Genomic DNA, 24,820 nt, shown 5'->3' on the forward strand with positions numbered 1-24,820 from the left:
CTGTTTCTGTTAACTATCCGAACGCTCATCACTGAGTTGTGCTTTTAGCAGTGCCTGCCCGGTGGCAGGGCGCGAACGGATCCGCTCATGCCAGTTCTTAACTGCAGGATACATTGCGAGGTCAATGCGCTGGCGAGTCCAGGCATTAACCCACGGCCAGCAGGCAATATCCGCAATGCTGTAATTTTCTCCGCCCAGCCAGGGCGAGTTTTCCAGCCGCTTGTTCAGCACGTGATACAGACGCTGAGTTTCAACTTGATAACGTTCAATAGCGTAAGGAATGGTTTGTGGTGCAGCGTGATTAAAATGATGATTTTGCCCAAGCATCGGCCCCAGCCCGCCTACCTGCCAGAATAGCCACTGTAATGTGGTGGCGCGTTCACGCATTTCATGACTCAAAAAGAGTCCCGTTTTCTCCGCCAGATACAACAATATGGCCCCGGACTCAAAGAGGCTTAACGGTTCGCCGCCATCGGCTGGGGAATGATCAACAATTGCCGGAATTTTGTTGTTAGGCGAAATGCGCAAAAATTCCGGGTGAAACTGGCCACCTTTCCCCAGGTCTACCTTAATCAAGCGATAATCCAGTCCTGCCTCTTCGAGAAACAACGTAATTTTGTGACCATTTGGCGTCGGGGCGAAATAGAGATCGATCATTGCAGCTCCGGTTGTCTAATCATCTGAACACCACAAGTATAGAAAGCGCGACGACTTGCGTGAGTATTCGTCACGTGACAGTGACAAAAAGGCTCTATAGTTTGATAGCAAGCCCCCTTTATTGCCGAGGACATAATGAGTAAACCCGCTATCACGCTTTGGTCAGATGCCCATTTTTTCTCCCCTTATGTGTTATCCGCCTGGGTGGCGTTGCAGGAAAAAGGCCTGTCGTTTCATATCAAGACCATCGACCTCGACAGCGGTGAACATTTGCAGCCGACGTGGCAAGGTTACGGTCAGACACGCCGTGTGCCGTTATTACAAATCGATGATTTTGAGTTGAGTGAATCTTCTGCCATTGCGGAGTATCTGGAAGATCGATTTGCGCCACCGACCTGGGAACGCATTTATCCGCTTGATTTAGAAAATCGTGCGCGTGCACGACAGATTCAGGCCTGGCTGCGTAGCGATCTGATGCCCATCCGCGAAGAACGTCCGACGGATGTTGTCTTTGCGGGTGCGAAAAAAGCGCCATTAACGGCGGAGGGAAAAGCCAGTGCAGAGAAACTGTTCGCGATGGCAGAACATTTGTTAGCACTGGGTCAGCCGAATTTATTTGGTGAATGGTGCATTGCTGATACTGATCTGGCGCTAATGATTAACCGCCTGGTACTACATGGCGATGAGGTGCCAGAACGCCTGGTGGATTATGCAACATTCCAGTGGCAGCGAGCGTCTGTCCAGCGTTTTATTGCACTTTCGGCGAAGCAATCTGGCTGATAGCAACGACAGAATCCAGTATCATAGCTTACGTTTTTTCGACGAGGAGTGAGTGATGAAACTGATGTTTGCATCGGACATTCATGGGTCGTTACCGGCGACGGAACGTGTTCTGGAGTTGTTTGCCCAAAGCGGTGCCCAGTGGCTGGTGATCCTTGGCGACGTGTTGAATCACGGCCCGCGTAATGCTTTACCGGAGGGTTACGCGCCAGCCAAAGTCGCTGAACGGCTTAATGAAGTGGCACATAAAGTTATCGCTGTGCGCGGCAACTGCGACAGCGAAGTGGATCAAATGCTGCTGCATTTCCCAATAACCGCGCCGTGGCAACAGGTATTACTGGAAAAACAACGTCTGTTTTTGACGCATGGTCATCTATTTGGTCCGGAAAATCTGCCCGCTTTAAACCAGAACGATGTGCTGGTGTACGGTCATACCCATTTGCCAGTGGCAGAACAGCGGGGGGAGATATTCCACTTCAACCCCGGCTCGGTGAGTATTCCGAAAGGCGGTAATCCGGCGAGTTATGGCATGCTGGATAATGACGTACTGAGTGTAATCGCACTCAATGATCAAAGTATCATTGCGCAGGTCGCGATTAATCCGTAATTTACCCACAACTCAAAATGCGCCGTAAGAGCGCCAGAAAAAGAAGGTTTCCTGATAATGGAACAGCGTCGTTTGGCAAGTACTGAATGGGTGGATATTGTCAATGAAGAGAATGAAGTCATTGCACAAGCCAGCCGGGAACAAATGCGGGCACAGTGTCTGCGTCATCGTGCAACTTACATCGTCGTGCATGATGGCATGGGCAAAATTCTGGTCCAGCGTCGTACCGAGACAAAAGACTTTTTACCCGGCATGTTAGATGCGACCGCAGGCGGTGTGGTCCAGGCCGATGAGCAACTGCTGGAGTCCGCGCGTCGCGAAGCGGAAGAAGAGTTGGGCATTGCCGGTGTCCCCTTTGCCGAGCACGGGCAGTTCTATTTCGAAGATAAAAATTGCCGTGTCTGGGGCGCGTTGTTCAGTTGTGTCTCGCACGGTCCCTTCGCCCTACAGGAAGATGAAGTCAGTGAAGTTTGCTGGCTGACGCCGGAAGAAATCACCGCACGCTGCGATGAGTTCACTCCAGACTCGCTGAAAGCGCTGGCGTTGTGGATGAAGCGCAATGCCAAAAATGAAGCCGTAGAGACTGAAACGGCAGAATGAAAAAAGAGCCGCAATTGCGGCTCTTAACATTTTTAGTGGTAGCCCATCAACTGAGCACCGATAACCACGACGCTGGACATAATAAACAGCAGTCCAAGCAGTGTCGCGCCCACCTTCAGCCAGTTACGGAAGTCCACCCGACAAACACCGAGCGTTGCCATTAACGAAGCCGAGGTCGGGTAAATGATGTGACTGAAGCCATCACCAAACTGGAACGCCAGCACGGTAACCTGACGGTTAACACCGACCAGATCGCCAAGCGGTGCCAGTAACGGCATGGTTAACGCCGCCTGACCAGAACCGGATGTCACGAAGAAATTAAATACCGCCTGGAAGAGCAACATAAACCAGGCTGCAACTGCGTTATCCAGACCGCTAATGGCATTGGCAATGCTGTTTAGAATGGTATTTAACACACTGGCATCACCCGCTTCACCGTTACCGACCAGCAACAAAATCCCTTTGGCGAAACCCACCAGTAGGGCAGGGGCGATCATCATTCGCGCCCCTTCGGTGAAGGATGAAGCCATGGTATTAACCGTCATACCGTTTAGGCGGAAAACAACGCCGATGATGCCAATAACTAGCCCCATCGTGAAGAACTGGCTGGCTATTTCTGGAATAAACCAGGCATTGACGATAACGCCCCAAATTACCCAGATCATGACGGCGGTTAAAACAATCAATACCAGCCAGTCACCAAAGGTAAATGGACGCTGTTCTACATCCGCCTGTTTTTCGCGGAAGAAACGATCGGACTCATGAACGCGTGACAACAGCGGATTCTTTTTCACCCGCGAGGCGTACACCATAGTGAAGACCAGACCAATCAGAGTAGAGATTACCCATACCACGATGCGCAAACCGGAGCCAGAAAGCACCGGAACACCAGCGATCCCCTGAGCAACAACCACACAAAACGGGTTCATCCACGAACTGGCAAAACCGATTTGCGTGGCGATATAAGTCACCAGGACGGTGGTAATACTGTCATAGCCCAGCCGGACCATTAGCGGTGCGATGATAATGGCAAAGGCGACGGCCTCTTCCCCCATACCAAATACCGCGCCGCCAAGTGAAAAGAGAATAAACAAGGCAGGGATAAAGAGAATTTCATTCCCGCGTGTATGCCGAATAAGTGCCAGGATGCCGTTATCAATGGTTCCTGTACGCATCACGATGCCAAACGCGCCGCCAATCACCAGCATAAACATGATGATGCCAACGGCTGTCCCGTATTTCGATCCTGAGGTTAATCCTTCAAACGGGAAATTCATCAGGCCCGGGCGTTCATCGCCCGTCGAGAACAGTTGCACGCGGTGATACTCAGGTTCGCCCGCCTCGTTAGTCAGAATGCGAAATGAGTGCGGATCTACGACTTTGCGTGTTTTTGTTTGACCATCAACCTGATACTGCACTTCCTGACTGTCAAACATCCCCACCGGAACTACCCAGGTGGCAAGGCTGGTTAAAATAGCAACAAAAAAGATAATCACCAGCGTATCGGGCATTGCCCATCTTCTGGTTGGTTTGGATTCAGTGATTGCGGACATAGCGCAGATATTCCCTTGCACAAAACAAAGTGGTAAGTATGCAAAGTGAGATGGCGCAATTCATTGATGCAGCGCAGTTAAGCAAGATAATCAGAAAGGATTAATGCAATTTAAGAGAATAAAAAACCGGAAATAGTGACTATTTCCGGTTCAGGTATCCGCAGCGCAAAGCTGCGGATGATGACGAGATTACTGCTGCTGTGCAGACTGAATCGCAGTCAGCGCGATGGTGTAGACGATATCGTCAACCAGTGCGCCACGGGACAGATCGTTAACCGGCTTGCGCATACCCTGCAGCATCGGCCCGATGGAGATCAGATCGGCAGAACGTTGTACCGCTTTGTATGTGGTGTTACCGGTGTTCAGATCCGGGAAGATGAACACGGTAGCGCGACCAGCAACCGGAGAATTCGGCGCTTTGGATTTCGCAACGTCAGCCATTACCGCAGCGTCGTACTGCAGCGGACCGTCGATCATCAGGTCAGGACGTTTTTCCTGCGCCAGACGAGTTGCTTCGCGAACTTTCTCTACGTCGCTACCTGCACCAGAAGTACCGGTGGAGTAGGAGAGCATTGCAACGCGCGGTTCGATACCGAAGGCCGCGGCGGAATCAGCGGACTGAATCGCGATTTCTGCCAGCTGTTCTGCGGTCGGATCCGGGTTGATCGCACAGTCACCGTAAACGTAAACCTGTTCCGGCAGCAGCATGAAGAACACGGAAGATACCAGGGAGCTACCCGGTGCAGTTTTGATCAGCTGCAGCGGCGGACGAATGGTGTTTGCGGTGGTGTGAACAGCACCGGAAACCAGACCGTCAACTTCATCCTGTTCCAGCATCAGCGTACCGAGAACCACGTTGTCTTCCAGCTGTTCGCGGGCAACGGTTTCGGTCATGCCTTTGTTCTTACGCAGTTCAACCAGGCGGCCAACATAGCTTTCGCGAACCACTTCTGGATCGACAATTTCAATGCCAGCACCCAGCTCTACGCCCTGAGATGCTGCAACGCGGTTGATCTCAGCCGGGTTACCCAGCAGTACGCAAGTTGCGATACCACGTTCAGCACAGATAGCGGCTGCTTTAACGGTACGCGGTTCGTCACCTTCCGGCAGCACGATACGTTTGCCCGCTTTGCGCGCCAGTTCGGTCAGCTGATAACGGAACGCTGGCGGAGACAGACGACGGCTGCGCTCGGAAGTGGCAGTCAGAGAGTCAATCCAGTCAGCGTTGATGTAGTTAGCAACGTATTCCTGAACTTTCTCGATACGCTCGTGATCGTCAACCGGAACTTCGAGGTTGAAGCTCTGCAGGCTCAGAGAAGTCTGCCAGGTGTTGGTATTCACCATAAATACCGGAAGGCCGGTAGCGAAAGCACGTTCGCACAGTTTGGAAATGCGCGCGTCCATTTCGTAGCCGCCAGTCAGCAGCAGGGCACCGATTTCTACGCCGTTCATGGCAGCCAGGCAAGCTGCAACCAGTACGTCAGGACGGTCTGCGGAAGTTACCAGCAGAGAACCGGCACGGAAGTGCTCCAGCATGTGCGGAATGCTGCGTGCGCAGAAAGTGACGGATTTAACGCGGCGAGTATTGATGTCGCCTTCGTTGATGATGGTGGCGTTCAGGTGGCGAGCCATATCGATCGCACGGGTCGCGATCAGATCAAAGCTCCACGGCACCGCGCCGAGAACCGGCAGCGGGCTGGATTCTTGCAGCTTCGCCGGATCAACATTGTTTACTTTTGCTTTGGAAGAGTCGTCGAAAATCTCGGACAGATCCGGGCGAGTACGACCCTGTTCATCAACCGGTGCGTTCAGTTTGTTAACGATAACGCCAGTGATGTTGGTGTTTTTTGCACCACCGAAGCTGTTGCGAGTCAGTTCGATACGCTCTTTCAGCTGTTCCGGGGTGTCAGTGCCCTGAGACATAACGAAGACGATTTCCGCGTTCAGCGTTTTAGCGATTTCGTAGTTCAGAGACTGGGCAAACTGATGCTTACGTGTCGGGACCAGACCTTCAACCAGAACGACTTCAGCGTCTTTGGTGTTAGCGTGGTAGTTCGCGACGATCTCTTCCATCAGCACATCTTTCTGATTGCTGGAAAGCAGACCTTCAACGTAGCTCATTTTCAGTGGTTCAGCGGCTGTCGTGGTGGAAGAGTTCGCACGCACGATAGTCGTGGTCTGATCGGGCGCATCGCCACCGGTACGCGGCTGAGCGATAGGTTTGAAAACGCTCAGACGAACGCCTTTGCGTTCCATTGCACGGATCACGCCAAGGCTGACGCTGGTCAGACCGACGCTGGTTCCGGTAGGGATCAGCATAATAATACGGGACACGGTTTATCCTCTTTCGTTACCGCCGGTTTGGCGGGTTACAAAACAGCACCGCCAGCTGAGCTGGCGGTGTGGAATCAGGCGGTCAAGCGGCAGGCGTCTTGCGCGATAACCAGCTCTTCGTTGGTCGGGATCACAACAGCAGGGCGGGTGCCTTCTTTGTTGATGAAACCAGATTTGCCGAAACGTGCAGCCAGGTTGCGCTCATGATCAACTTCAAAGCCCAGCACGCCCAGTTTGCCCAGAGACAGTTCACGAACCATCGCGGCATTTTCACCGATACCACCGGTGAATACAACAGCGTCCAGACGACCATCCATCAGCGCGGTGTAGGCACCGATGTATTTCGCCAGACGGTGGCAGTAAACGTCCATTGCGCGCTTCGCGTCTTCTTTTGTCGCGTAGTTGTCTTCAACATAACGGCAGTCGCTGGTGACTTCGGTCAGACCCAGCAGGCCAGACTCTTTGGTCAGCATTTTGTTGATTGCGTCAACGCTCATGCCCAGAGTGTCGTGCAGGTGGAAGATGATCGCAGGATCGATATCGCCAGAGCGAGTACCCATTACCAGACCTTCCAGCGGGGTCAGACCCATAGAGGTGTCAACGCATTTACCGTTGCGGATAGCAGAAACGGAACCACCGTTACCCAGGTGGCAGGTGATGATGTTCAGCTCTTCTACCGGTTTGTTCAGCATTTTTGCCGCTTCCTGGGTTACATAGAAGTGGCTGGTGCCGTGCGCGCCGTAACGACGGATGCCATGCTCTTTGTACAGGTTGTGCGGCAGGGCGTAGAGGTAAGACTCTTCCGGCATAGTCTGGTGGAACGCGGTGTCAAATACAGCAACGTTTTTGTCTTTCAGCTGAGGGAAAGATTTCAGTGCTTCTTCGATACCGATCAGGTGAGCCGGGTTGTGCAGCGGTGCAAAAGAAGCTGCATCTTTGATACCCTGAATAACAGACTCATCGATCACTACGGAGCTGGTATACTTTTCGCCGCCGTGTACGATACGGTGACCGATAGCGGTCAGCTGCGCAGACAGTTCTGGTTTTTGTGCCAGAATAGTATTAACGATAAAGTTGAGCGCTTCGCTGTGAGCGGCGCCTGCACCTAAAGCCGCTTCCTGTTTATTGCCGTCCATTTTCCATTTGATACGTGCTTCGGGCAGGTGGAAACATTCGGCTAAACCAGAAAGGTACTCTTCACCATTCACTGCATCGATGATTGCAAATTTCAGTGAAGAACTACCGCAGTTCAGAACCAGTACTAACTTACTCGACATGGAAGTACCTATAATTGATACGTGGCTAAAAAAACGTCAGGGAGCCATAGAGCGTAGCGCATGATGACACTGACATTTATGATTAACATCATGCACTGCAAATTTTTTTTGCATGATGGAAGAAATATCTTGAGTCTATGCCATTTTGCGTAATTTTCAGCCAATGGCATAATGTATATGAATTTGACGACTCAATGAATATGTACTACTTAGGCCTTCAGGCTGCTAAAGGATACCTGATAGTGGGTATGGAAGACAAAATGTTTTGAACGTTGTCCCGCTGAGTTGTGAATTTGCACAAATTTTTGAATCTTTATATGTGAAGTTGAGGTGAAGCATGTCAACGCCGGATAATCGTTCTGTTAATTTTTTTAGCTTGTTTCGCCGGGGACAGCATTACTCAAAGACGTGGCCGCTGGAAAAACGCCTTGCCCCGGTCTTTGTCGAAAATCGCGTTATCAAGATGACGCGCTATGCGATCCGTTTTATGCCGCCAATCGCCGTATTTACTCTCTGCTGGCAGATTGCCCTGGGCGGTCAACTGGGCCCGGCAGTTGCCACTGCGCTGTTCGCCTTAAGTTTACCCATGCAAGGACTATGGTGGCTGGGCAAGCGTTCTGTAACGCCATTACCTCCTGCAATCCTTAACTGGTTTTATGAAGTTCGCGGTAAATTGCAAGAGTCTGGACAGGTGTTGGCACCCGTTGAAGGCAAGCCTGATTACCAGGCATTAGCTGACACGCTTAAGCGTGCCTTCAAACAACTGGATAAAACTTTCCTTGATGATTTGTAATTGACCCCTGATTACGCATATAAAAGAAGGCATACTCAGCCTTCTTTTTTTTCACCGTAGTAGAGTGATACAGGAGTCAACAATGGAAATGACCAACGCGCAACGTCTTATTTTGTCTAACCAGTACAAGATGATGACTATGCTCGATCCGGCAAATGCTGAACGTTACCGTCGCCTGCAAACAATCATTGAGCGTGGTTATGGATTACAGATGCGTGAACTGGATCGCGAGTTTGGCGAGCTGAAAGAAGAAACCTGCCGCACTATCATCGACATTATGGAGATGTATCACGCGCTGCATGTGTCCTGGTCTAATTTGCAGGACCAGCAGTCCATCGATGAACGTCGTGTTACCTTCCTCGGCTTTGACGCCGCCACCGAAGCTCGTTATCTCGGTTATGTGCGCTTTATGGTTAACGTGGAGGGGCGCTATACCCATTTTGACGCCGGAACTCACGGTTTTAACGCCCAGACGCCAATGTGGGAAAAATATCAGCGTATGCTTAATGTGTGGCATGCCTGCCCGCGTCAGTATCATCTGAGTGCCAACGAAATTAATCAAATTATCAACGCCTGAGGAGGCCCATGTGCGGTGCAAAGGTTTTCTGTTTGATCTTGATGGAACGCTGGTGGACTCCCTGCCTGCGGTAGAACGGGCGTGGAGCAACTGGGCCAGACGTCATGGGTTAGCGCCGGAAGAGGTGCTGGCTTTCATTCACGGTAAACAGGCCATCACCTCTTTGCGCCATTTTATGGTGGGCAAATCCGAGGCAGACATTGCTGCCGAATTTACGCGTCTGGAGCAAATCGAGGCCACGGAAACCGAAGGTATTACCGCGCTTCCGGGGGCAATCGCCTTACTCAATCATCTGAATAAAGCAGGTATTCCGTGGGCCATTGTGACGTCTGGCTCCATGCCGGTAGCGCGAGCGCGCCATAAAATAGCGGGGCTTCCCGCGCCAGAGGTGTTTGTAACCGCTGAGCGAGTGAAGCGCGGAAAACCAGAACCTGATGCGTATCTGTTAGGCGCGCAGCTGCTGGGGCTTGCGCCGCAGGAATGTGTGGTGGTGGAAGATGCTCCCGCTGGCGTGCTTTCAGGCCTGGCGGCGGGTTGTCATGTAATTGCGGTTAACGCTCCGGCAGATACCCCGCGCCTGAATGAGGTCGATTTAGTCCTCCACAGTCTGGAGCAAATTACTGTGACCAAACAGCCAAATGGCGATGTTATTATTCAGTGAAACACCTGATCATGATTTAGCCCCGTCTCGTCGGGGCTTTTTTATGGCAGAATCAAGTCATCCCCCTCAATTAACAAGGATAAGTTGTGAACGGTGAATTGATTTGGGTTCTTTCATTACTGGCCGTTGCCATCGTCTTGTTTGCGACGGGCAGAGTGCGTATGGATGCGGTCGCTTTGTTTGTTATTGTCGCGTTTGCATTAAGCGGAACGCTGACGGTCCCCGAAGTATTTTCCGGCTTTTCCGATCCTAACGTTGTCCTGATTGCCGCCTTGTTCATTATTGGCGATGGTTTGGTCCGTACCGGTGTTGCCACCGTAATGGGGACATGGCTGGTCAAAGTGGCAGGCAACAGTGAAATCAAAATGTTGGTTTTGTTGATGCTGACCGTCGCGGGGCTTGGCGCGTTTATGAGTTCAACCGGCGTTGTCGCTATCTTTATTCCCGTAGTGTTAAGCGTTGCCATGCGTATGCAAACGTCGCCGTCGCGCCTGATGATGCCGTTAAGTTTTGCCGGGCTGATAAGCGGCATGATGACGCTGGTGGCGACGCCGCCGAACCTGGTAGTCAACAGTGAATTGCTGCGTGAAGGCTATCATGGTTTTAGTTTCTTTAGCGTAACACCTATTGGCCTGGTCGTGCTGGTGCTGGGTATTTTGTATATGTTAGTGATGCGTTTCATGCTGAAAGGGGATACCCAGACCCCACAGCGCGAAGGCTGGACGCGTCGAACCTTTCGCGATCTTATTCGTGAATATCGACTGACCGGGCGTGCGCGTCGTCTGGCTATTCGCCCCGGTTCGCCAATGATTGGTCAACGGCTGGACGATCTCAAATTACGTGAGCGTTATGGCGCTAACGTCATCGGTGTTGAACGCTGGCGGCGTTTTCGTCGCGTTATCGTGAATGTTAACGGGGTTTCTGAATTTCGCGCGCGTGACGTTTTGCTTATTGATATGTCTGCGGCTGATGTCGATCTCCGGCAATTTTGTAGTGAGCAGTTGCTGGAGCCGATGGTACTACGCGGCGAGTATTTTTCTGACCAGGCACTTGATGTGGGCATGGCAGAGATTTCATTAATTCCTGAGTCAGAACTTATTGGTAAATCGGTGCGCGAAATTGGTTTTCGTACCCGCTACGGACTGAATGTGGTGGGGCTAAAGCGCAATGGCGAGGCGATGGAAGGTTCGCTGGCGGATGAGCCTCTGCTGCTGGGCGATATCATCCTGGTTGTAGGTAACTGGAAACTGATCGGTATGCTGGCAAAACAGGGGCGTGACTTTGTGGCGCTGAACTTACCCGAAGAGGTGAGTGAAGCATCGCCAGCACACAGTCAGGCACCTCATGCCATTTTTTGCCTGGTGTTGATGGTAGCGTTAATGCTTACCGATGAAATCCCTAATCCTGTTGCCGCTATCATCGCCTGCCTGCTGATGGGGAAATTCCGTTGTATCGATGCTGAAAGCGCCTATAAATCCATTCACTGGCCGAGCATTATTTTGATCGTTGGGATGATGCCGTTTGCTGTGGCATTACAGAAAACGGGAGGTGTCGCGCTGGCGGTGAAAGGGCTGATGGACATTGGCGGCGGTTACGGGCCACATATGATGCTGGGTTGTTTGTTTGTCTTGTCGGCGGTTATTGGGCTATTTATCTCTAATACCGCAACGGCAGTGTTGATGGCTCCGATTGCGCTGGCTGCTGCCAAAACGATGGGTGTGTCGCCTTATCCATTTGCGATGGTCGTGGCGATGGCAGCATCCGCCGCCTTTATGACACCGGTTTCTTCACCTGTTAACACACTGGTTTTAGGCCCGGGAAATTACAGCTTCAGTGACTTTGTGAAGTTGGGGGTACCGTTCACCATTATCGTGATGGCGGTTTGTGTGGTGATGATCCCGATGCTGTTTCCGTTTTGACAAGAGCCTGATGTCGCATCCGGCGCTTATTGCCTGATGCGACGCAGACTCCGGCTGCTTACAGCGGTGAATCCTGGCTAATCTCATCGAGCGAAAGATGGAAGCTGGGAACAAAGACTTCCATGAAGTAGTCCATCTCCTGGCTGCGGCGCGCTTCAAGCGTCGCTTCCAGTCGCGTTTTTGCCAGCAAGAATTCATTATTTCCCGCCGCGAGTTCTTCCAGACATTTCAGATATGCACACAGTGCATCTGCCTGTTTCACCAGAGATTTCTCTTCATCGCTGTATGCATGCTCGTCAATTAACGGCGCAAAAATATCCTGCAGCTCTTCCGGAACCATATCGACCAGTTTTTGCTGAGCGATTTTTTCAATAGCCTTGTATTCCTGAGCGATTTGCGAATTGAAGTATTTCACCGGGGTAGGGAGATCGCCGGTAAGCACTTCTGAGGCATCGTGGTACATCGCCAGTAAAGCGATACGTTCGGCGTTGACATTACCGCCAAATTTACGATTTTTGATAGCTGCCAGCGCATGGGCGACCATCGCTACCTGCAAACTGTGTTCGGACACATTTTCCGTCCGCACGTTGCGCATTAGCGGCCAGCGGTTAATGAGTTTCAGGCGGGAGAGATGGGCAAAAAAATGGCTCTGTTTCATAGTGACCTTACGTATGATGACATCATCAGGTCATTGTGGCGGGATAACACTGCCGGATGCAATCTCCGGCAGTGAAATTAAGATTACAGCTGATGATAACCAGAAAGGAAACGCGCGAACTTACTCAAAGACAGCTCGATATCATCAACACGTGGTAGTGTGACAATGCGGAAGTGATCCGGCCACGGCCAGTTGAATGCTGTCCCTTGAACCAGCAGGACTTTTTCCTGCAACAGGAAATCCAGCACCATTTTCTGGTCGTCGTGAATGTTAAAGCGTTTAGCGTCGATTTTCGGGAACATATACAGCGCACCGCGCGGTTTCACGCAGGAAACGCCCGGAATGTCGTTGATCAATTCCCACGCGCGGTTACGCTGCTCATAAAGACGCCCGCCGGGAGTAATAAATTCACTGATGCTCTGATAACCGCCTAGTGCTGTCTGAATGGCGTGTTGCGCAGGAACGTTAGCACACAGGCGCATTGAAGCCAGCATTTCCAGACCTTCGATGTAACCTTTGGCGTGTTTTTTCGGCCCGTTCAACACCATCCACCCCTGACGGAAGCCTGCAACGCGGTACGTTTTCGACAATCCGTTAAAGGTAATGGTCAGCAGATCAGGTGCCAGCGGCGCAATTGAGTGATGCTCAGCGTCGTCGTAGAGAATTTTGTCATAAATTTCATCGGCGAAGATAATGAGATTATGCTGACGTGCAATCTCCACTATCTCCATTAAAAGCTCTTTGGAATATACCGCGCCGGTTGGGTTATTTGGGTTGATAATAACGATCCCACGCGTACGAGGCGTAATTTTAGCGCGAATATCATCAAGGTCCGGGAACCAGTCAGAGGATTCATCGCAAAGATAATGCACCGCTTTACCGCTGGAGAGCGAAACCGCTGCGGTCCATAGTGGGTAATCAGGTGCAGGAACCAACATTTCGTCCCCGCTGTTCAGCAATGCCTGCATTGCCTGAACGATAAGCTCCGATACACCATTGCCGATGTAAATATCTTCCACGGTAACATCACGCATGCCACGAGCCTGGTAGTGCTGCATGATGGCTTTACGCGCGGAGTAAAGCCCTTTGGAATCGCAATACCCTTGAGCGGTAGGCAGGTTGCGAATCACGTCAACGAGGATTTCATCTGGCGCGTCAAAACCGAACGGGGCAGGGTTGCCGATGTTCAGTTTCAGTACCTTGTTACCTTCTTCTTCCAGGCGTTTTGCTTCTTTCAGCACCGGACCACGGATGTCGTAACAGACATTCTCTAATTTGCTGGATTTTTCAATGGGGGACATGAATCTTGACCTTTTTTGCTGTTATCGCCACTCCCTGCCGTGGAAGTCAGCTTAGAACAATGTACTCCCCCAGGACGGCGTTTTGAAGGTCTGCAGAATAAGATTTTGCCAGAGGGGAAGACTCGATTGTGCTGTTAATAACTTAATAATGGCAAAATAATGAGGTGTATATGCTTAGTAATTAATGTTATGTAGTGAATTGTTCTGATTCTTAATTGTGAGTGTGGTTTTTTTATCTGTAAGATAATTGTTTGAAAATGCCTCGTTTAAGAATTCACTAATGAATCGTGATGATGATATTTCCGCATTACGGAGAGTTTAACAGCGTGATGATTTCCGAGGTGTCGTAATGGGTGCAAGGTGTGAAACTATTGTTAAGCGGGATTAATGAATGAGGATGATGCTAATTAATTATTATTTAATATTCAAAAAGGTTTTGTTGTGCTTATTAATAATAGAAGATTACTTTGCCTAACATAACATAACTTTGCATCAGATAATTCGCAATGACCCTTATAAATAAAAGGTTTTTGGGGTAAAATGCTCGCATAAATGACGGATCCCTGCTCTTGATGCCGCCTCACCATTGCTGTTTGTACGTGTTCGCGTATGACCAGCGATGCTGCACGAGAGTGGAACAAGGACTCACATTTACATTTATACAAACACGCGCATGTCATAAATACAAAAGAGTGAGTAACTTAATAGATATGCGATTCCTGAAGATATATTCTGTGATCTACTTCAGGCATTATAACGGAACAATGTGAGTCGCTTTTTTAGTGCAACTCATATGCATTTTTACTTTCGTCCGGGTTCCGGATGAAACTGCCAGGGAGGCACATTACAAATGGAATTGCTTGTTTGTGTGTGCACAGCATTAACCAGCTCAGTACGAGCCGCCAGTAAGTGATAATATATGATAAGTGCAAATCGTCCGATAATTAACCTCGACCTCGATCTGCTGAGAACATTTGTTGCTGTTGCCGATCTGAACACTTTTGCTGCCGCAGCTGCCGCTGTGTGTCGTACTCAGTCCGCCGTAAGTCAGCAAATGCAGCGTCTGGAACAACTCGTTGGGAAAGAACTGTTCGCTCGTCACGGTCGCAACAAACTGTTAACTGAACATGGCATTCAACTTCTTGGTTACGCCAGGAAAATCCTGCGTTTTAATGATGAGGCCTGCTCATCATTAATGTTCAGTAATCTTCAGGGCGTGTTAACTATCGGTGCTTCAGATGAATCTGCCGATACGATCTTACCTTTCCTGTTAAATCGCGTGAGTTCGGTTTATCCGAAACTAGCGCTGGATGTCCGCGTTAAACGTAATGCCTACATGGCAGAAATGCTGGAATCCCAGGAAGTGGATTTGATGGTAACCACCCATCGTCCTTCAACGTTTAAGGCATTGAACCTGCGTACCTCGCCAACACACTGGTACTGCGCAGCGGAATACGTATTGCAAAAAGGCGAGCCGATCCCTCTTGTATTGCTGGATGATCCTAGCCCGTTTCGCGATATGGTGCTGGCGACGCTTAATAAAGCAGATATTCCATGGCGACTGGCTTATGTCGCCTCGACGCTTCCGGCCGTTCGTGCGGCAGTGAAAGCCGGTCTTGGTGTGACAGCAAGGCCGGTCGAGATGATGAGTCCTGATCTGCGTGTGCTGAGTGGGGTAGATGGCTTACCGCCGCTACCCGATACCGAATATTTGTTGTGCTATGACCCGTCCAGTAATAATGAGCTGGCTCAGGTGATTTATCAGGCGATGGAGAGCTACCATAATCCGTGGCAATACAGCCCAATGTCTGCTCCGGAAGGCGATGACTCATTGTTAATTGAAAGGGATATCGAGTAATCGACGGACCATAGATAATTTCTAAGACAATAGTGTAAAAACGAGCCGCTGGGGGTGTTTTAAACCCCAGCGGCTTTTTTTTAGTAAAAAGCCTTCCTCGTATCGTGCAGAACGCACAAAACTGTTCATTTTTCAATCACCAGAGATTCACGTCCCGAACGCACAAATAATCGCCTGAAAAAAATCACCTGCTACAATGATGTTAAAAAATACGTAAATTTGTTGCTGCGTTTTTGTTATGGAATGACAAAAGCGTGTCACAGATCAAGAAAATACTCTCTTTTGGGGGGAGGAATCGACACAAATTCCTGTCAAAATAGACCCGTATTTTTTCCATTGCTTCACAACGGACACGATTCAACAACATCTAATTATCCTGGAGTCGTCAAGGATCTGGGGTGAAAGGGCATTAAATGCTAATAGTGTTGATATTATGTAAACTAATGTGAAGAAACTTTTGTTAAAGTTGACAAAAGGTTATAGAAAGGAGTAAAAGACCACATCAATTAGCTGTATAAAAGAGTTTCTACAGTGATTGTAAGGTTTTTTTTATTCCTCCCCATGAATCGATGTGGCGTCCATCTGCCGTGAAGAGCAGTGAATCTGGCGCTACTTTTGATGAGTAAGCAATGAGTATGTCAACATCCACTGAAGTCATCGCTCATCACTGGGCATTCGCTATCTTTCTTATCGTTGCCATTGGCCTGTGTTGCCTGATGCTGGTAGGCGGTTGGTTTTTAGGCGGTCGCGCACGCGCGAGGTCGAAAAACGTTCCGTTTGAATCCGGTATCGACTCGGTCGGCTCCGCCCGCTTACGCCTGTCCGCCAAGTTTTATCTGGTGGCCATGTTCTTCGTTATCTTCGACGTTGAAGCGCTGTATCTGTTCGCATGGTCAACCTCTATCCGCGAAAGCGGCTGGGTAGGCTTTGTGGAAGCTGCAATTTTTATTTTTGTGTTACTGGCTGGTCTGGTTTATCTGGTGCGTATTGGCGCGCTGGACTGGACGCCCGCGCGTTCACGCCGCGAGCGTATGAACCCGGAAACGAACAGTATCGCTAATCGTCAACGCTAACCGCGAGGCATTAAGATGGATTATACGCTCACCCGCATAGATCCCAACGGTGAGAACGACCGTTACCCCCTGCAAAAGCAGGAGATCGTAACCGACCCTCTGGAGCAAGAAGTTAACAAAAACGTGTTTATGGGCAAGCTCAATGACATGGTTAACTGGGGTCGTAAAAACTCAATTTGGCCGTATAACTTCGGTCTTTCCTGCTGTTACGTTGAGATGGTGACTTCGTTTACCGCGGTGCATGACGTGGCACGTTTTGGCGCAGAAGTATTGCGTGCTTCGCCGCGTCAGGCTGACCTGATGGTGGTTGCAGGAACCTGCTTTACCAAAATGGCACCGGTTATTCAGCGTCTGTATGACCAGATGCTGGAACCAAAATGGGTTATCTCAATGGGGGCCTGTGCCAACTCTGGCGGTATGTACGATATTTATTCCGTTGTGCAGGGCGTTGATAAATTCATCCCGGTTGATGTGTATATCCCGGGCTGCCCGCCACGTCCTGAAGCGTACATGCAGGCACTGATGCTGTTGCAGGAATCTATCGGTAAAGAACGTCGTCCGCTCTCCTGGGTGGTTGGCGATCAGGGCGTTTATCGCGCCAATATGCAATCAGAGCGCGAACGCAAGCGCGGTGAACGCATTGCCGTTACCAACCTGCGTACACCTGACGAGATTTAATTTGCGCCTGTCGGCAAAGGGATTTTTCTTCGCTTATTCCTAAATCTATTTCGCGAAGCTTACTGCGCCGACAGTCACCACGGACCATTTGCAATGGTGAACAATATGACCGACTTAACCGCGCAAGAACCCGCCTGGCAGACCCGCGATCATCTTGATGATCCGGTGATTGGCGAACTGCGCAACCGTTTTGGGCCGGATGCCTTTACTGTTCAGGCGACTCGCACCGGGGTTCCCGTTGTGTGGATCAAGCGTGAACAATTACTGGAAGTGGGTGATTTCTTAAAGAAACTGCCGAAACCTTACGTCATGCTGTTTGACTTACACGGCATGGACGAACGTCTGCGCACACACCGCGAAGGGTTACCTGCCGCGGATTTTTCCGTTTTCTACCATCTGATTTCTATCGATCGTAACCGCGACATCATGCTGAAGGTGGCGCTGGCAGAAAACGACCTGCACGTACCGACCTTCACCAAGCTGTTCCCGAACGCTAACTGGTATGAGCGTGAAACCTGGGATCTGTTTGGCATTACTTTCGATGGTCACCCCAATTTGCGCCGCATCATGATGCCGCAAACCTGGAAAGGTCACCCGCTGCGTAAAGATTACCCGGCGCGCGCTACCGAATTCTCGCCGTTTGAGCTGACCAAAGCCAAACAGGATCTGGAGATGGAAGCCCTGACCTTCAAACCGGAAGAGTGGGGGATGAAGCGTGGCACCGAAAATGAAGACTTCATGTTCCTCAACCTCGGTCCGAACCACCCGTCGGCGCACGGTGCTTTCCGTATCGTTTTGCAACTCGATGGCGAAGAGATTGTCGACTGCGTACCAGACATCGGTTACCACCATCGTGGTGCGGAGAAAATGGGCGAGCGCCAGTCATGGCACAGCTACATTCCGTATACCGACCGTATCGAATATCTCGGTGGCTGTGTTAACGAGATGCCGTATGTACTGGCGGTAGAGAAACTGGCCGGGATCACCGTGCCGGATCGCGTTAACGTCATTCGCGTAATGCTTTCTGAGCTGTTCCGCATCAACAGCCACCTGCTGTATATCTCGACCTTTATTCAGGACGTCGGCGCGATGACGCCAGTGTTCTTCGCCTTTACCGATCGTCAGAAAATTTACGATCTGGTGGAAGCAATCACTGGTTTCCGTATGCACCCGGCGTGGTTCCGTATTGGCGGCGTAGCGCACGACCTGCCGCGCGGCTGGGATCGCCTGCTGCGTGAGTTCCTCGACTGGATGCCGAAACGTCTGGCGTCTTATGAGAAAGCGGCGCTGCAAAACACCATTTTGAAAGGCCGTTCCCAGGGCGTAGCCGCCTACGGCGCGAAAGAGGCGCTGGAGTGGGGCACCACTGGTGCTGGTTTGCGTGCTACCGGGATCGACTTCGATGTGCGTAAGGCGCGCCCTTATTCTGGCTATGAAAACTTCGACTTTGAAATCCCGGTTGGTGGTGGTGTTTCTGACTGCTACACCCGCGTAATGCTGAAAGTGGAAGAACTGCGTCAGAGTCTGCGCATTCTTGAGCAGTGCCTCAACAACATGCCGGAAGGCCCGTTCAAAGCGGATCACCCGCTGACCACGCCGCCGCCGAAAGAGCGCACGCTGCAACATATCGAAACCCTGATCACCCACTTCCTGCAAGTGTCGTGGGGGCCGGTGATGCCTGCCAATGAATCTTTCCAGATGATTGAGGCGACCAAAGGGATCAACAGTTACTACCTGACCAGCGACGGCAGCACTATGAGTTATCGCACCCGTATCCGTACGCCGAGTTATGCGCATTTGCAGCAAATTCCGGCGGCGATCCGCGGCAGCCTGGTGTCTGACCTGATTGTTTATCTGGGCAGTATCGATTTTGTTATGTCAGATGTGGACCGCTAATTATGCACGAGAATCAACAACCACAAACCGAGGCTTTTGAGCTGAGTGCGGCTGAGCGTGAAGCGATTGAGCACGAGATGCACCACTACGAAGACCCGCGTGCGGCGTCCATTGAAGCGCTGAAAATCGTTCAGAAACAGCGTGGATGGGTGCCAGACGGCGCGATCCACGCGATCGCTGACGTTCTGGGTATTCCCGCAAGTGATGTCGAAGGCGTGGCTACTTTCTACAGCCAGATCTTCCGCCAGCCGGTTGGTCGCCATGTGATCCGTTATTGCGACAGCGTGGTCTGTCACATTAACGGTTACCAGGGCATTCAGGCGGCACTGGAGAAAAAACTGAACATCAAACCAGGGCAAACGACGTTTGACGGTCGCTTTACGCTGCTGCCAACTTGCTGCCTGGGGAACTGTGATAAAGGGCCAAACATGATGATCGATGAGGACACTCACGCGCATCTGACCCCGGAAGCGATTCCTGAACTGCTGGAGCGGTATAAATGAAAAACATTATCCGTACTCCCGAAACGCATCCGCTGACCTGGCGTCTGCGTGATGACAAACAGCCAGTGTGGCTGGACGAATATCGCAGCAAAAACGGTTACGAAGGAGCGCGTAAGGCGCTGACCGGACTGTCTCCGGACGAGATCGTCAATCAGGTTAAAGACGCTGGCCTGAAAGGGCGCGGCGGTGCGGGCTTTTCGACTGGTCTGAAGTGGAGCCTGATGCCGAAAGACGAATCCATGAACATCCGTTACCTGCTGTGTAACGCCGATGAAATGGAGCCGGGCACCTATAAAGACCGCCTGCTGATGGAGCAACTGCCGCACCTGCTGGTGGAAGGTATGCTCATTTCCGCATTTGCGCTGAAAGCTTATCGTGGCTACATCTTCCTGCGTGGCGAATATATTGAAGCGGCAGTGAATCTGCGCCGCGCCATTGCCGAAGCGACCGAAGCGGGTCTGCTTGGCAAAAACATTATGGGAACAGGGTTCGATTTCGAACTGTTCGTCCATACCGGGGCAGGGCGCTACATCTGCGGGGAAGAAACAGCGTTAATCAACTCCCTGGAAGGGCGTCGTGCTAACCCACGCTCGAAACCCCCCTTCCCGGCAACCTCCGGCGTATGGGGCAAACCGACCTGTGTCAACAACGTCGAAACCCTGTGTAACGTTCCGGCGATCCTCGCTAACGGCGTGGAGTGGTATCAGAACATCTCGAAAAGTAAAGATGCTGGCACCAAGCTGATGGGCTTCTCCGGTCGGGTGAAAAATCCGGGCCTGTGGGAACTGCCGTTCGGCACTACCGCACGCGAGATCCTCGAAGATTACGCCGGTGGTATGCGTGACGGCCTGAAATTCAAAGCCTGGCAGCCAGGCGGTGCGGGCACTGACTTCCTGACCGAAGCGCACCTTGACCTGCCGATGGAATTCGAAAGTATCGGTAAAGCGGGCAGCCGTCTGGGTACGGCGCTGGCGATGGCGGTTGATCACGAGATCAACATGGTGTCGCTGGTACGAAACCTGGAAGAATTTTTCGCCCGTGAGTCCTGCGGCTGGTGTACGCCGTGCCGCGACGGTTTGCCGTGGAGCGTGAAAATTCTGCGCGCGCTGGAGCGTGGCGAAGGTCAGCCGGGCGATATCGAAACACTTGAGCAACTGTGTCGATTCTTGGGGCCGGGTAAAACTTTCTGTGCCCACGCACCTGGTGCAGTGGAGCCGTTACAGAGCGCCATCAAATATTTCCGCGAAGAATTTGAGGCGGGAATCAAACAGCCGTTCAGCAATACCCATTTGATTAATGGGATTCAGCCGAACCTGCTGAAAGAGCGCTGGTAACCGAATTTCGATTAACGCTCAGTCTCTGACTGAGAAAACTGGAAGCATGCTAATGGCTACAATTCATGTAGACGGCAAAGAATACGAGGTCAACGGAGCGGACAACCTGCTGGAAGCTTGTCTGTCTCTGGGCCTTGATATTCCTTACTTTTGCTGGCATCCGGCGCTGGGAAGCGTCGGTGCTTGCCGCCAGTGTGCGGTGAAGCAATACCAAAACGCGGAAGACACGCGTGGTCGCCTGGTGATGTCCTGTATGACACCGGCTTCCGATGGCACCTTTATTTCCATTGACGACGAAGAAGCGAAACAGTTCCGTGAAAGCGTGGTCGAGTGGTTGATGACCAACCACCCGCACGATTGTCCGGTATGTGAAGAGGGCGGTAACTGCCATCTTCAGGATATGACCGTGATGACCGGACACAGCTTCCGTCGCTACCGTTTCACCAAACGTACCCACCGCAATCAGGATCTGGGGCCGTTCATCTCTCACGAAATGAACCGTTGCATCGCCTGCTACCGCTGCGTGCGTTACTACAAAGATTACGCTGACGGTACAGATCTGGGCGTTTACGGTGCACATGACAACGTCTACTTCGGTCGCCCGGAAGACGGCACCCTGGAAAGCGAATTCTCCGGTAACCTGGTCGAAATTTGCCCGACCGGCGTATTCACCGACAAAACGCACTCCGAGCGTTATAACCGTAAATGGGATATGCAGTTTGCGCCGAGCATCTGCCAGCAATGTTCCATCGGCTGTAACATCAGCCCCGGCGAGCGTTATGGCGAACTGCGTCGTATCGAAAACCGTTACAACGGTACGGTAAACCACTACTTCCTCTGCGACCGAGGTCGTTTCGGTTACGGCTACGTCAACCTGAAAGATCGTCCGCGTCAGCCAGTACAGCGTCGTGGCGATGATTTCATTACCCTCAACGCCGAGCAGGCAATGCAGGGCGCGGCAGATATTCTGCGTCAGTCGAAGAAAGTCATCGGCATCGGTTCTCCGCGTGCCAGCGTGGAAAGCAACTTTGCGCTGCGTGAGCTGGTGGGCGAAGAAAACTTCTATACCGGTATCGCTCACGGTGAGCAGGAACGTCTGCAACTGGCACTAAAAGTGCTGCGTGAAGGCGGCATTTATACTCCGGCTCTGCGCGAAATCGAATCTTATGATGCGGTACTGGTGCTGGGCGAAGACGTTACCCAGACCGGCGCGCGCGTTGCGCTGGCAGTGCGTCAGGCGGTGAAAGGTAAAGCACGCGAAATGGCGGCAGCACAGAAAGTGGCTGACTGGCAGATTGCGGCAATCCTCAACATTGGCCAACGTGCGAAGCATCCGCTGTTTGTGACTAACGTTGATGACACCCGTCTGGATGATATCGCGGCGTGGACTTACCGCGCACCGGTTGAAGATCAGGCGCGTTTAGGTTTTGCCATTGCCCATGCTCTGGATAACTCCGCGCCAGCGGTTGACGGTATCGAGCCTGAACTGCAAAGCAAAATCGACGTCATCGTGCAGGCACTGGCAGGTGCGAAGAAACCGTTAATTATCTCCGGGACGAACGCTGGTAGCGCTGAAGTGATTCAGGCAGCGGCTAACGTGGCGAAAGCCCTGAAAGGTCGCGGCGCTGACGTCGGTATCACCATGATTGCCCGTTCCGTCAACAGCATGGGGCTGGGCATTATGGGCGGTGGATCGCTTGAAGAAGCGTTAACCGAACTGGAAACCGGACGCGCCGACGCGGTGGTGGTGCTGGAAAACGATCTGCATCGTCACGCTTCCGCTACCCGCGTGAATGCTGCGCTGGCGAAAGCGCCGCTGGTGATGGTGGTTGACCATCAACGCACGGCGATCATGGAAAACGCCCATCTGGTGCTTTCTGCCGCCAGCTTTGCTGAAAGCGACGGTACGGTGATCAACAATGAAGGCCGTGCCCAACGTTTCTTCCAGGTTTACGATCCGGCTTATTACGACAGCAAAACTGTGATGCTGGAAAGCTGGCGCTGGCTGCACTCGCTGCACAGCACCCTACTGAGCCGTGAAGTGGACTGGACGCAGCTCGACCATGTGATTGACGCTGTTGTGGCGAAAATCCCGGAACTGGCAGGTATCAAAGATGCTGCGCCGGATGCGACATTCCGTATTCGTGGTCAGAAACTGGCCCGTGAGCCGCACCGTTACAGTGGTCGTACCGCCATGCGCGCCAACATCAGCGTTCATGAGCCGCGTCAGCCGCAGGATATTGACACCATGTTCACCTTCTCGATGGAGGGTAACAACCAGCCGACCGCGCACCGTTCGCAAGTGCCGTTTGCCTGGGCGCCGGGCTGGAACTCCCCGCAGGCGTGGAACAAATTCCAGGACGAAGTGGGCGGCAAACTGCGCTTTGGCGATCCGGGCGTGCGTCTGTTTGAAACCAGCGAAAACGGTCTGGATTACTTCACCAGCGTACCGGCACGCTTCCAGCCGCAGGAAGGGAAATGGCGTATCGCGCCGTACTACCACCTGTTTGGCAGCGATGAATTGTCACAGCGTGCCCCGGTCTTCCATAGCCGTATGCCGCAACCGTACATCAAACTCAACCCAGCGGATGCCGCGAAGTTGGGAGTGAACGCGGGTACACGCGTCTCCTTTAGTTACGATGGCAACACGGTCACGCTGCCGGTTGAAATCGCCGAAGGACTGACGGCAGGGCAGGTGGGCTTGCCGATGGGCATGTCCGGTATTGCTCCGGTGCTGGCTGGCGCGCATCTTGAGGATCTCAAGGAGGCACAACAATGAGTTGGATATCACCGGAACTGATTGAGATCCTGCTGACCATCCTCAAAGCGGTGGTGATCCTGCTGGTAGTTGTCACCTGCGGGGCATTCATGAGCTTTGGCGAACGTCGCCTGCTGGGTCTGTTCCAGAACCGTTACGGACCTAACCGTGTTGGCTGGGGCGGTTCGCTCCAGCTGGTCGCGGACATGATCAAAATGTTCTTTAAAGAAGACTGGATCCCGAAATTCTCGGATCGCGTCATCTTTACCCTGGCACCGATGATTGCCTTTACCTCGCTGCTGCTGGCCTTTGCGATTGTGCCAGTCAGTCCGGGTTGGGTAGTTGCCGACCTGAACATCGGGATTTTGTTCTTCCTGATGATGGCAGGTCTGGCGGTTTACGCGGTGCTGTTTGCGGGCTGGTCAAGTAACAACAAATACTCGCTGCTGGGTGCGATGCGTGCTTCTGCGCAGACCCTGAGCTACGAAGTGTTCCTCGGGCTTTCCCTGATGGGCGTGGTGGCGCAGGCCGGTTCATTCAACATGACCGACATCGTTAACAGCCAGGCGCACGTGTGGAACGTCATCCCGCAATTCTTTGGTTTTATTACCTTTGCCATCGCGGGCGTGGCGGTGTGTCACCGTCACCCGTTTGACCAGCCGGAAGCCGAGCAGGAACTGGCGGATGGTTACCACATTGAATATTCCGGCATGAAGTTCGGTCTGTTCTTCGTGGGCGAATACATCGGGATTGTGACCATCTCCGCATTGATGGTGACGCTGTTCTTCGGTGGCTGGCAAGGCCCGTTCTTACCGCCATTCATCTGGTTCGCGCTGAAAACCGCGTTCTTTATGATGATGTTCATTTTGATTCGTGCGTCGTTACCGCGTCCGCGTTATGACCAGGTAATGTCCTTCGGCTGGAAAATCTGCCTGCCGCTGACGCTGATCAACTTGCTGGTAACGGCGGCTGTCATTCTCTGGCAGGCGCAATAAGGGGCACT

21 protein-coding genes are annotated in these 24,820 nt (G+C 51.9%); 15 read left to right on the forward strand and 6 right to left on the reverse strand.

Annotated features, from left to right (window positions below):
• Window positions 1–9: 9 nt before the first annotated feature.
• Window positions 10–657: a GSH-dependent disulfide bond oxidoreductase gene (gene yfcG / locus BGE37_RS03115; protein ID WP_105277541.1), complete on the reverse strand. Its 648-nt coding sequence runs from the start codon at window positions 655–657 to the stop codon at window positions 10–12.
• 135 nt (window positions 658–792) lie between these two features.
• Between yfcG and yfcF the strand changes: the two genes are divergently transcribed.
• From yfcF to yfcD, 3 genes are read left to right on the forward strand one after another with little or no spacing between them, the layout of a single operon-like run.
• Complete coding sequence (gene yfcF / locus BGE37_RS03120) at window positions 793–1,437, forward strand: glutathione transferase (RefSeq protein ID WP_000042440.1); 645 nt, start codon at window positions 793–795, stop codon at window positions 1,435–1,437.
• Window positions 1,438–1,492: 55 nt separating this feature from the next.
• A complete protein-coding gene (yfcE, locus tag BGE37_RS03125; RefSeq protein WP_000772452.1) occupies window positions 1,493–2,044 on the forward strand; it encodes a phosphodiesterase in 552 nt (183 codons plus the stop codon).
• Window positions 2,045–2,101: 57 nt separating this feature from the next.
• Complete coding sequence (gene yfcD / locus BGE37_RS03130) at window positions 2,102–2,644, forward strand: NUDIX hydrolase YfcD (RefSeq protein WP_000437935.1); 543 nt, start codon at window positions 2,102–2,104, stop codon at window positions 2,642–2,644.
• Window positions 2,645–2,676: 32 nt separating this feature from the next.
• Here yfcD and yfcC read toward each other — a convergent pair whose 3' ends face one another.
• The 3 genes from yfcC to ackA form a co-directional block, all read right to left on the reverse strand.
• Complete coding sequence (yfcC, locus tag BGE37_RS03135; protein ID WP_001274485.1) at window positions 2,677–4,197, reverse strand: putative basic amino acid antiporter YfcC; 1,521 nt, start codon at window positions 4,195–4,197, stop codon at window positions 2,677–2,679.
• A 189-nt stretch (window positions 4,198–4,386) separates the two neighbouring features.
• On the reverse strand, window positions 4,387–6,531 hold the full coding sequence (gene pta / locus BGE37_RS03140; RefSeq protein ID WP_000086716.1) for a phosphate acetyltransferase: 2,145 nt from the start codon (window positions 6,529–6,531) through the stop codon (window positions 4,387–4,389).
• 74 nt (window positions 6,532–6,605) lie between these two features.
• On the reverse strand, window positions 6,606–7,808 hold the full coding sequence (gene ackA / locus BGE37_RS03145) for an acetate kinase (RefSeq protein ID WP_105287759.1): 1,203 nt from the start codon (window positions 7,806–7,808) through the stop codon (window positions 6,606–6,608).
• A gap of 337 nt (window positions 7,809–8,145) precedes the next feature.
• Between ackA and yfbV the strand changes: the two genes are divergently transcribed.
• From yfbV to BGE37_RS03165, 4 genes are all read left to right on the forward strand, one after another.
• Window positions 8,146–8,601 (forward strand): terminus macrodomain insulation protein YfbV, encoded by a 456-nt coding sequence (gene yfbV / locus BGE37_RS03150; protein ID WP_000106627.1) that lies wholly within the window; start codon window positions 8,146–8,148, stop codon window positions 8,599–8,601.
• Window positions 8,602–8,683: 82 nt separating this feature from the next.
• Window positions 8,684–9,178 carry a YfbU family protein gene (locus tag BGE37_RS03155; RefSeq protein ID WP_000426124.1) on the forward strand — a complete coding sequence of 165 codons (495 nt, stop codon included), beginning with the start codon at window positions 8,684–8,686 and terminating at the stop codon, window positions 9,176–9,178.
• A 10-nt stretch (window positions 9,179–9,188) separates the two neighbouring features.
• Entirely contained in the window at window positions 9,189–9,839 is a 651-nt protein-coding gene (gene hxpA, locus BGE37_RS03160; RefSeq protein WP_032184699.1) for a hexitol phosphatase HxpA, read from the forward strand.
• Between the two features lie 86 nt (window positions 9,840–9,925).
• Complete coding sequence (locus BGE37_RS03165; RefSeq protein WP_001012889.1) at window positions 9,926–11,758, forward strand: SLC13 family permease; 1,833 nt, start codon at window positions 9,926–9,928, stop codon at window positions 11,756–11,758.
• 58 nt (window positions 11,759–11,816) lie between these two features.
• Here BGE37_RS03165 and yfbR read toward each other — a convergent pair whose 3' ends face one another.
• Together yfbR and alaA are read right to left on the reverse strand one after the other, a co-directional pair.
• A complete protein-coding gene (gene yfbR / locus BGE37_RS03170; RefSeq protein ID WP_000813854.1) occupies window positions 11,817–12,416 on the reverse strand; it encodes a 5'-deoxynucleotidase in 600 nt (199 codons plus the stop codon).
• An 83-nt stretch (window positions 12,417–12,499) separates the two neighbouring features.
• On the reverse strand, window positions 12,500–13,717 hold the full coding sequence (gene alaA / locus BGE37_RS03175; protein WP_000074527.1) for an alanine transaminase AlaA: 1,218 nt from the start codon (window positions 13,715–13,717) through the stop codon (window positions 12,500–12,502).
• Window positions 13,718–14,636: 919 nt separating this feature from the next.
• On the opposite strand from alaA, the gene lrhA reads away from it, so the two are divergent.
• The 8 genes from lrhA to nuoH all read left to right on the forward strand — a co-directional run bounded on the left by lrhA (window position 14,637) and on the right by nuoH (window position 24,812).
• On the forward strand, window positions 14,637–15,575 hold the full coding sequence (gene lrhA / locus BGE37_RS03185) for a transcriptional regulator LrhA (RefSeq protein ID WP_000622290.1): 939 nt from the start codon (window positions 14,637–14,639) through the stop codon (window positions 15,573–15,575).
• Window positions 15,576–16,204: 629 nt separating this feature from the next.
• Window positions 16,205–16,648, forward strand: a complete 444-nt coding sequence (gene nuoA / locus BGE37_RS03190) for an NADH-quinone oxidoreductase subunit NuoA (protein WP_000062997.1) — start codon at window positions 16,205–16,207, stop codon at window positions 16,646–16,648.
• Window positions 16,649–16,663: 15 nt separating this feature from the next.
• Entirely contained in the window at window positions 16,664–17,326 is a 663-nt protein-coding gene (gene nuoB / locus BGE37_RS03195) for an NADH-quinone oxidoreductase subunit NuoB (protein WP_000386733.1), read from the forward strand.
• Between the two features lie 93 nt (window positions 17,327–17,419).
• The gene (nuoC, locus tag BGE37_RS03200) at window positions 17,420–19,222 is read left to right on the forward strand and encodes an NADH-quinone oxidoreductase subunit C/D (protein WP_000247878.1); all 1,803 of its coding nucleotides are present in this window, start codon (window positions 17,420–17,422) and stop codon (window positions 19,220–19,222) included.
• Window positions 19,223–19,224: 2 nt separating this feature from the next.
• Window positions 19,225–19,725: an NADH-quinone oxidoreductase subunit NuoE gene (gene nuoE / locus BGE37_RS03205; RefSeq protein WP_000545042.1), complete on the forward strand. Its 501-nt coding sequence runs from the start codon at window positions 19,225–19,227 to the stop codon at window positions 19,723–19,725.
• Window positions 19,722–21,059: an NADH-quinone oxidoreductase subunit NuoF gene (gene nuoF, locus BGE37_RS03210; protein ID WP_000789502.1), complete on the forward strand. Its 1,338-nt coding sequence runs from the start codon at window positions 19,722–19,724 to the stop codon at window positions 21,057–21,059. The genes nuoE and nuoF overlap by 4 nt, the downstream gene beginning before the upstream one ends.
• Window positions 21,060–21,111: 52 nt before the next feature.
• On the forward strand, window positions 21,112–23,838 hold the full coding sequence (nuoG, locus tag BGE37_RS03215) for an NADH-quinone oxidoreductase subunit NuoG (RefSeq protein WP_105287760.1): 2,727 nt from the start codon (window positions 21,112–21,114) through the stop codon (window positions 23,836–23,838).
• Window positions 23,835–24,812 carry an NADH-quinone oxidoreductase subunit NuoH gene (gene nuoH / locus BGE37_RS03220; protein WP_000118503.1) on the forward strand — a complete coding sequence of 326 codons (978 nt, stop codon included), beginning with the start codon at window positions 23,835–23,837 and terminating at the stop codon, window positions 24,810–24,812. Before nuoG ends, nuoH begins: the two co-directional genes overlap by 4 nt.
• Window positions 24,813–24,820 lie beyond the last annotated feature (8 nt).

The organism is Escherichia sp. MOD1-EC6300 (assembly GCF_002965045.1).
GTDB classification, from domain to species: Bacteria; Pseudomonadota; Gammaproteobacteria; order Enterobacterales; family Enterobacteriaceae; genus Escherichia; species Escherichia coli_F.

Coding starts and splice junctions, on each gene's coding strand:
- yfcG (WP_105277541.1), bottom strand. CDS start 657: ATGATCGATCTCTATTTCGCCCCGACGCCAAATGGTCACAAAATTACG.
- yfcF (WP_000042440.1), top strand. CDS start 793: ATGAGTAAACCCGCTATCACGCTTTGGTCAGATGCCCATTTTTTCTCC.
- yfcE (WP_000772452.1), top strand. CDS start 1,493: ATGAAACTGATGTTTGCATCGGACATTCATGGGTCGTTACCGGCGACG.
- yfcD (WP_000437935.1), top strand. CDS start 2,102: ATGGAACAGCGTCGTTTGGCAAGTACTGAATGGGTGGATATTGTCAAT.
- yfcC (WP_001274485.1), bottom strand. CDS start 4,197: ATGTCCGCAATCACTGAATCCAAACCAACCAGAAGATGGGCAATGCCC.
- ackA (WP_105287759.1), bottom strand. CDS start 7,808: ATGTCGAGTAAGTTAGTACTGGTTCTGAACTGCGGTAGTTCTTCACTG.
- yfbV (WP_000106627.1), top strand. CDS start 8,146: ATGTCAACGCCGGATAATCGTTCTGTTAATTTTTTTAGCTTGTTTCGC.
- BGE37_RS03155 (WP_000426124.1), top strand. CDS start 8,684: ATGGAAATGACCAACGCGCAACGTCTTATTTTGTCTAACCAGTACAAG.
- yfbR (WP_000813854.1), bottom strand. CDS start 12,416: ATGAAACAGAGCCATTTTTTTGCCCATCTCTCCCGCCTGAAACTCATT.
- alaA (WP_000074527.1), bottom strand. CDS start 13,717: ATGTCCCCCATTGAAAAATCCAGCAAATTAGAGAATGTCTGTTACGAC.
- lrhA (WP_000622290.1), top strand. CDS start 14,637: ATGATAAGTGCAAATCGTCCGATAATTAACCTCGACCTCGATCTGCTG.
- nuoA (WP_000062997.1), top strand. CDS start 16,205: ATGAGTATGTCAACATCCACTGAAGTCATCGCTCATCACTGGGCATTC.
- nuoB (WP_000386733.1), top strand. CDS start 16,664: ATGGATTATACGCTCACCCGCATAGATCCCAACGGTGAGAACGACCGT.
- nuoC (WP_000247878.1), top strand. CDS start 17,420: ATGGTGAACAATATGACCGACTTAACCGCGCAAGAACCCGCCTGGCAG.
- nuoE (WP_000545042.1), top strand. CDS start 19,225: ATGCACGAGAATCAACAACCACAAACCGAGGCTTTTGAGCTGAGTGCG.
- nuoF (WP_000789502.1), top strand. CDS start 19,722: ATGAAAAACATTATCCGTACTCCCGAAACGCATCCGCTGACCTGGCGT.
- nuoG (WP_105287760.1), top strand. CDS start 21,112: ATGGCTACAATTCATGTAGACGGCAAAGAATACGAGGTCAACGGAGCG.
- nuoH (WP_000118503.1), top strand. CDS start 23,835: ATGAGTTGGATATCACCGGAACTGATTGAGATCCTGCTGACCATCCTC.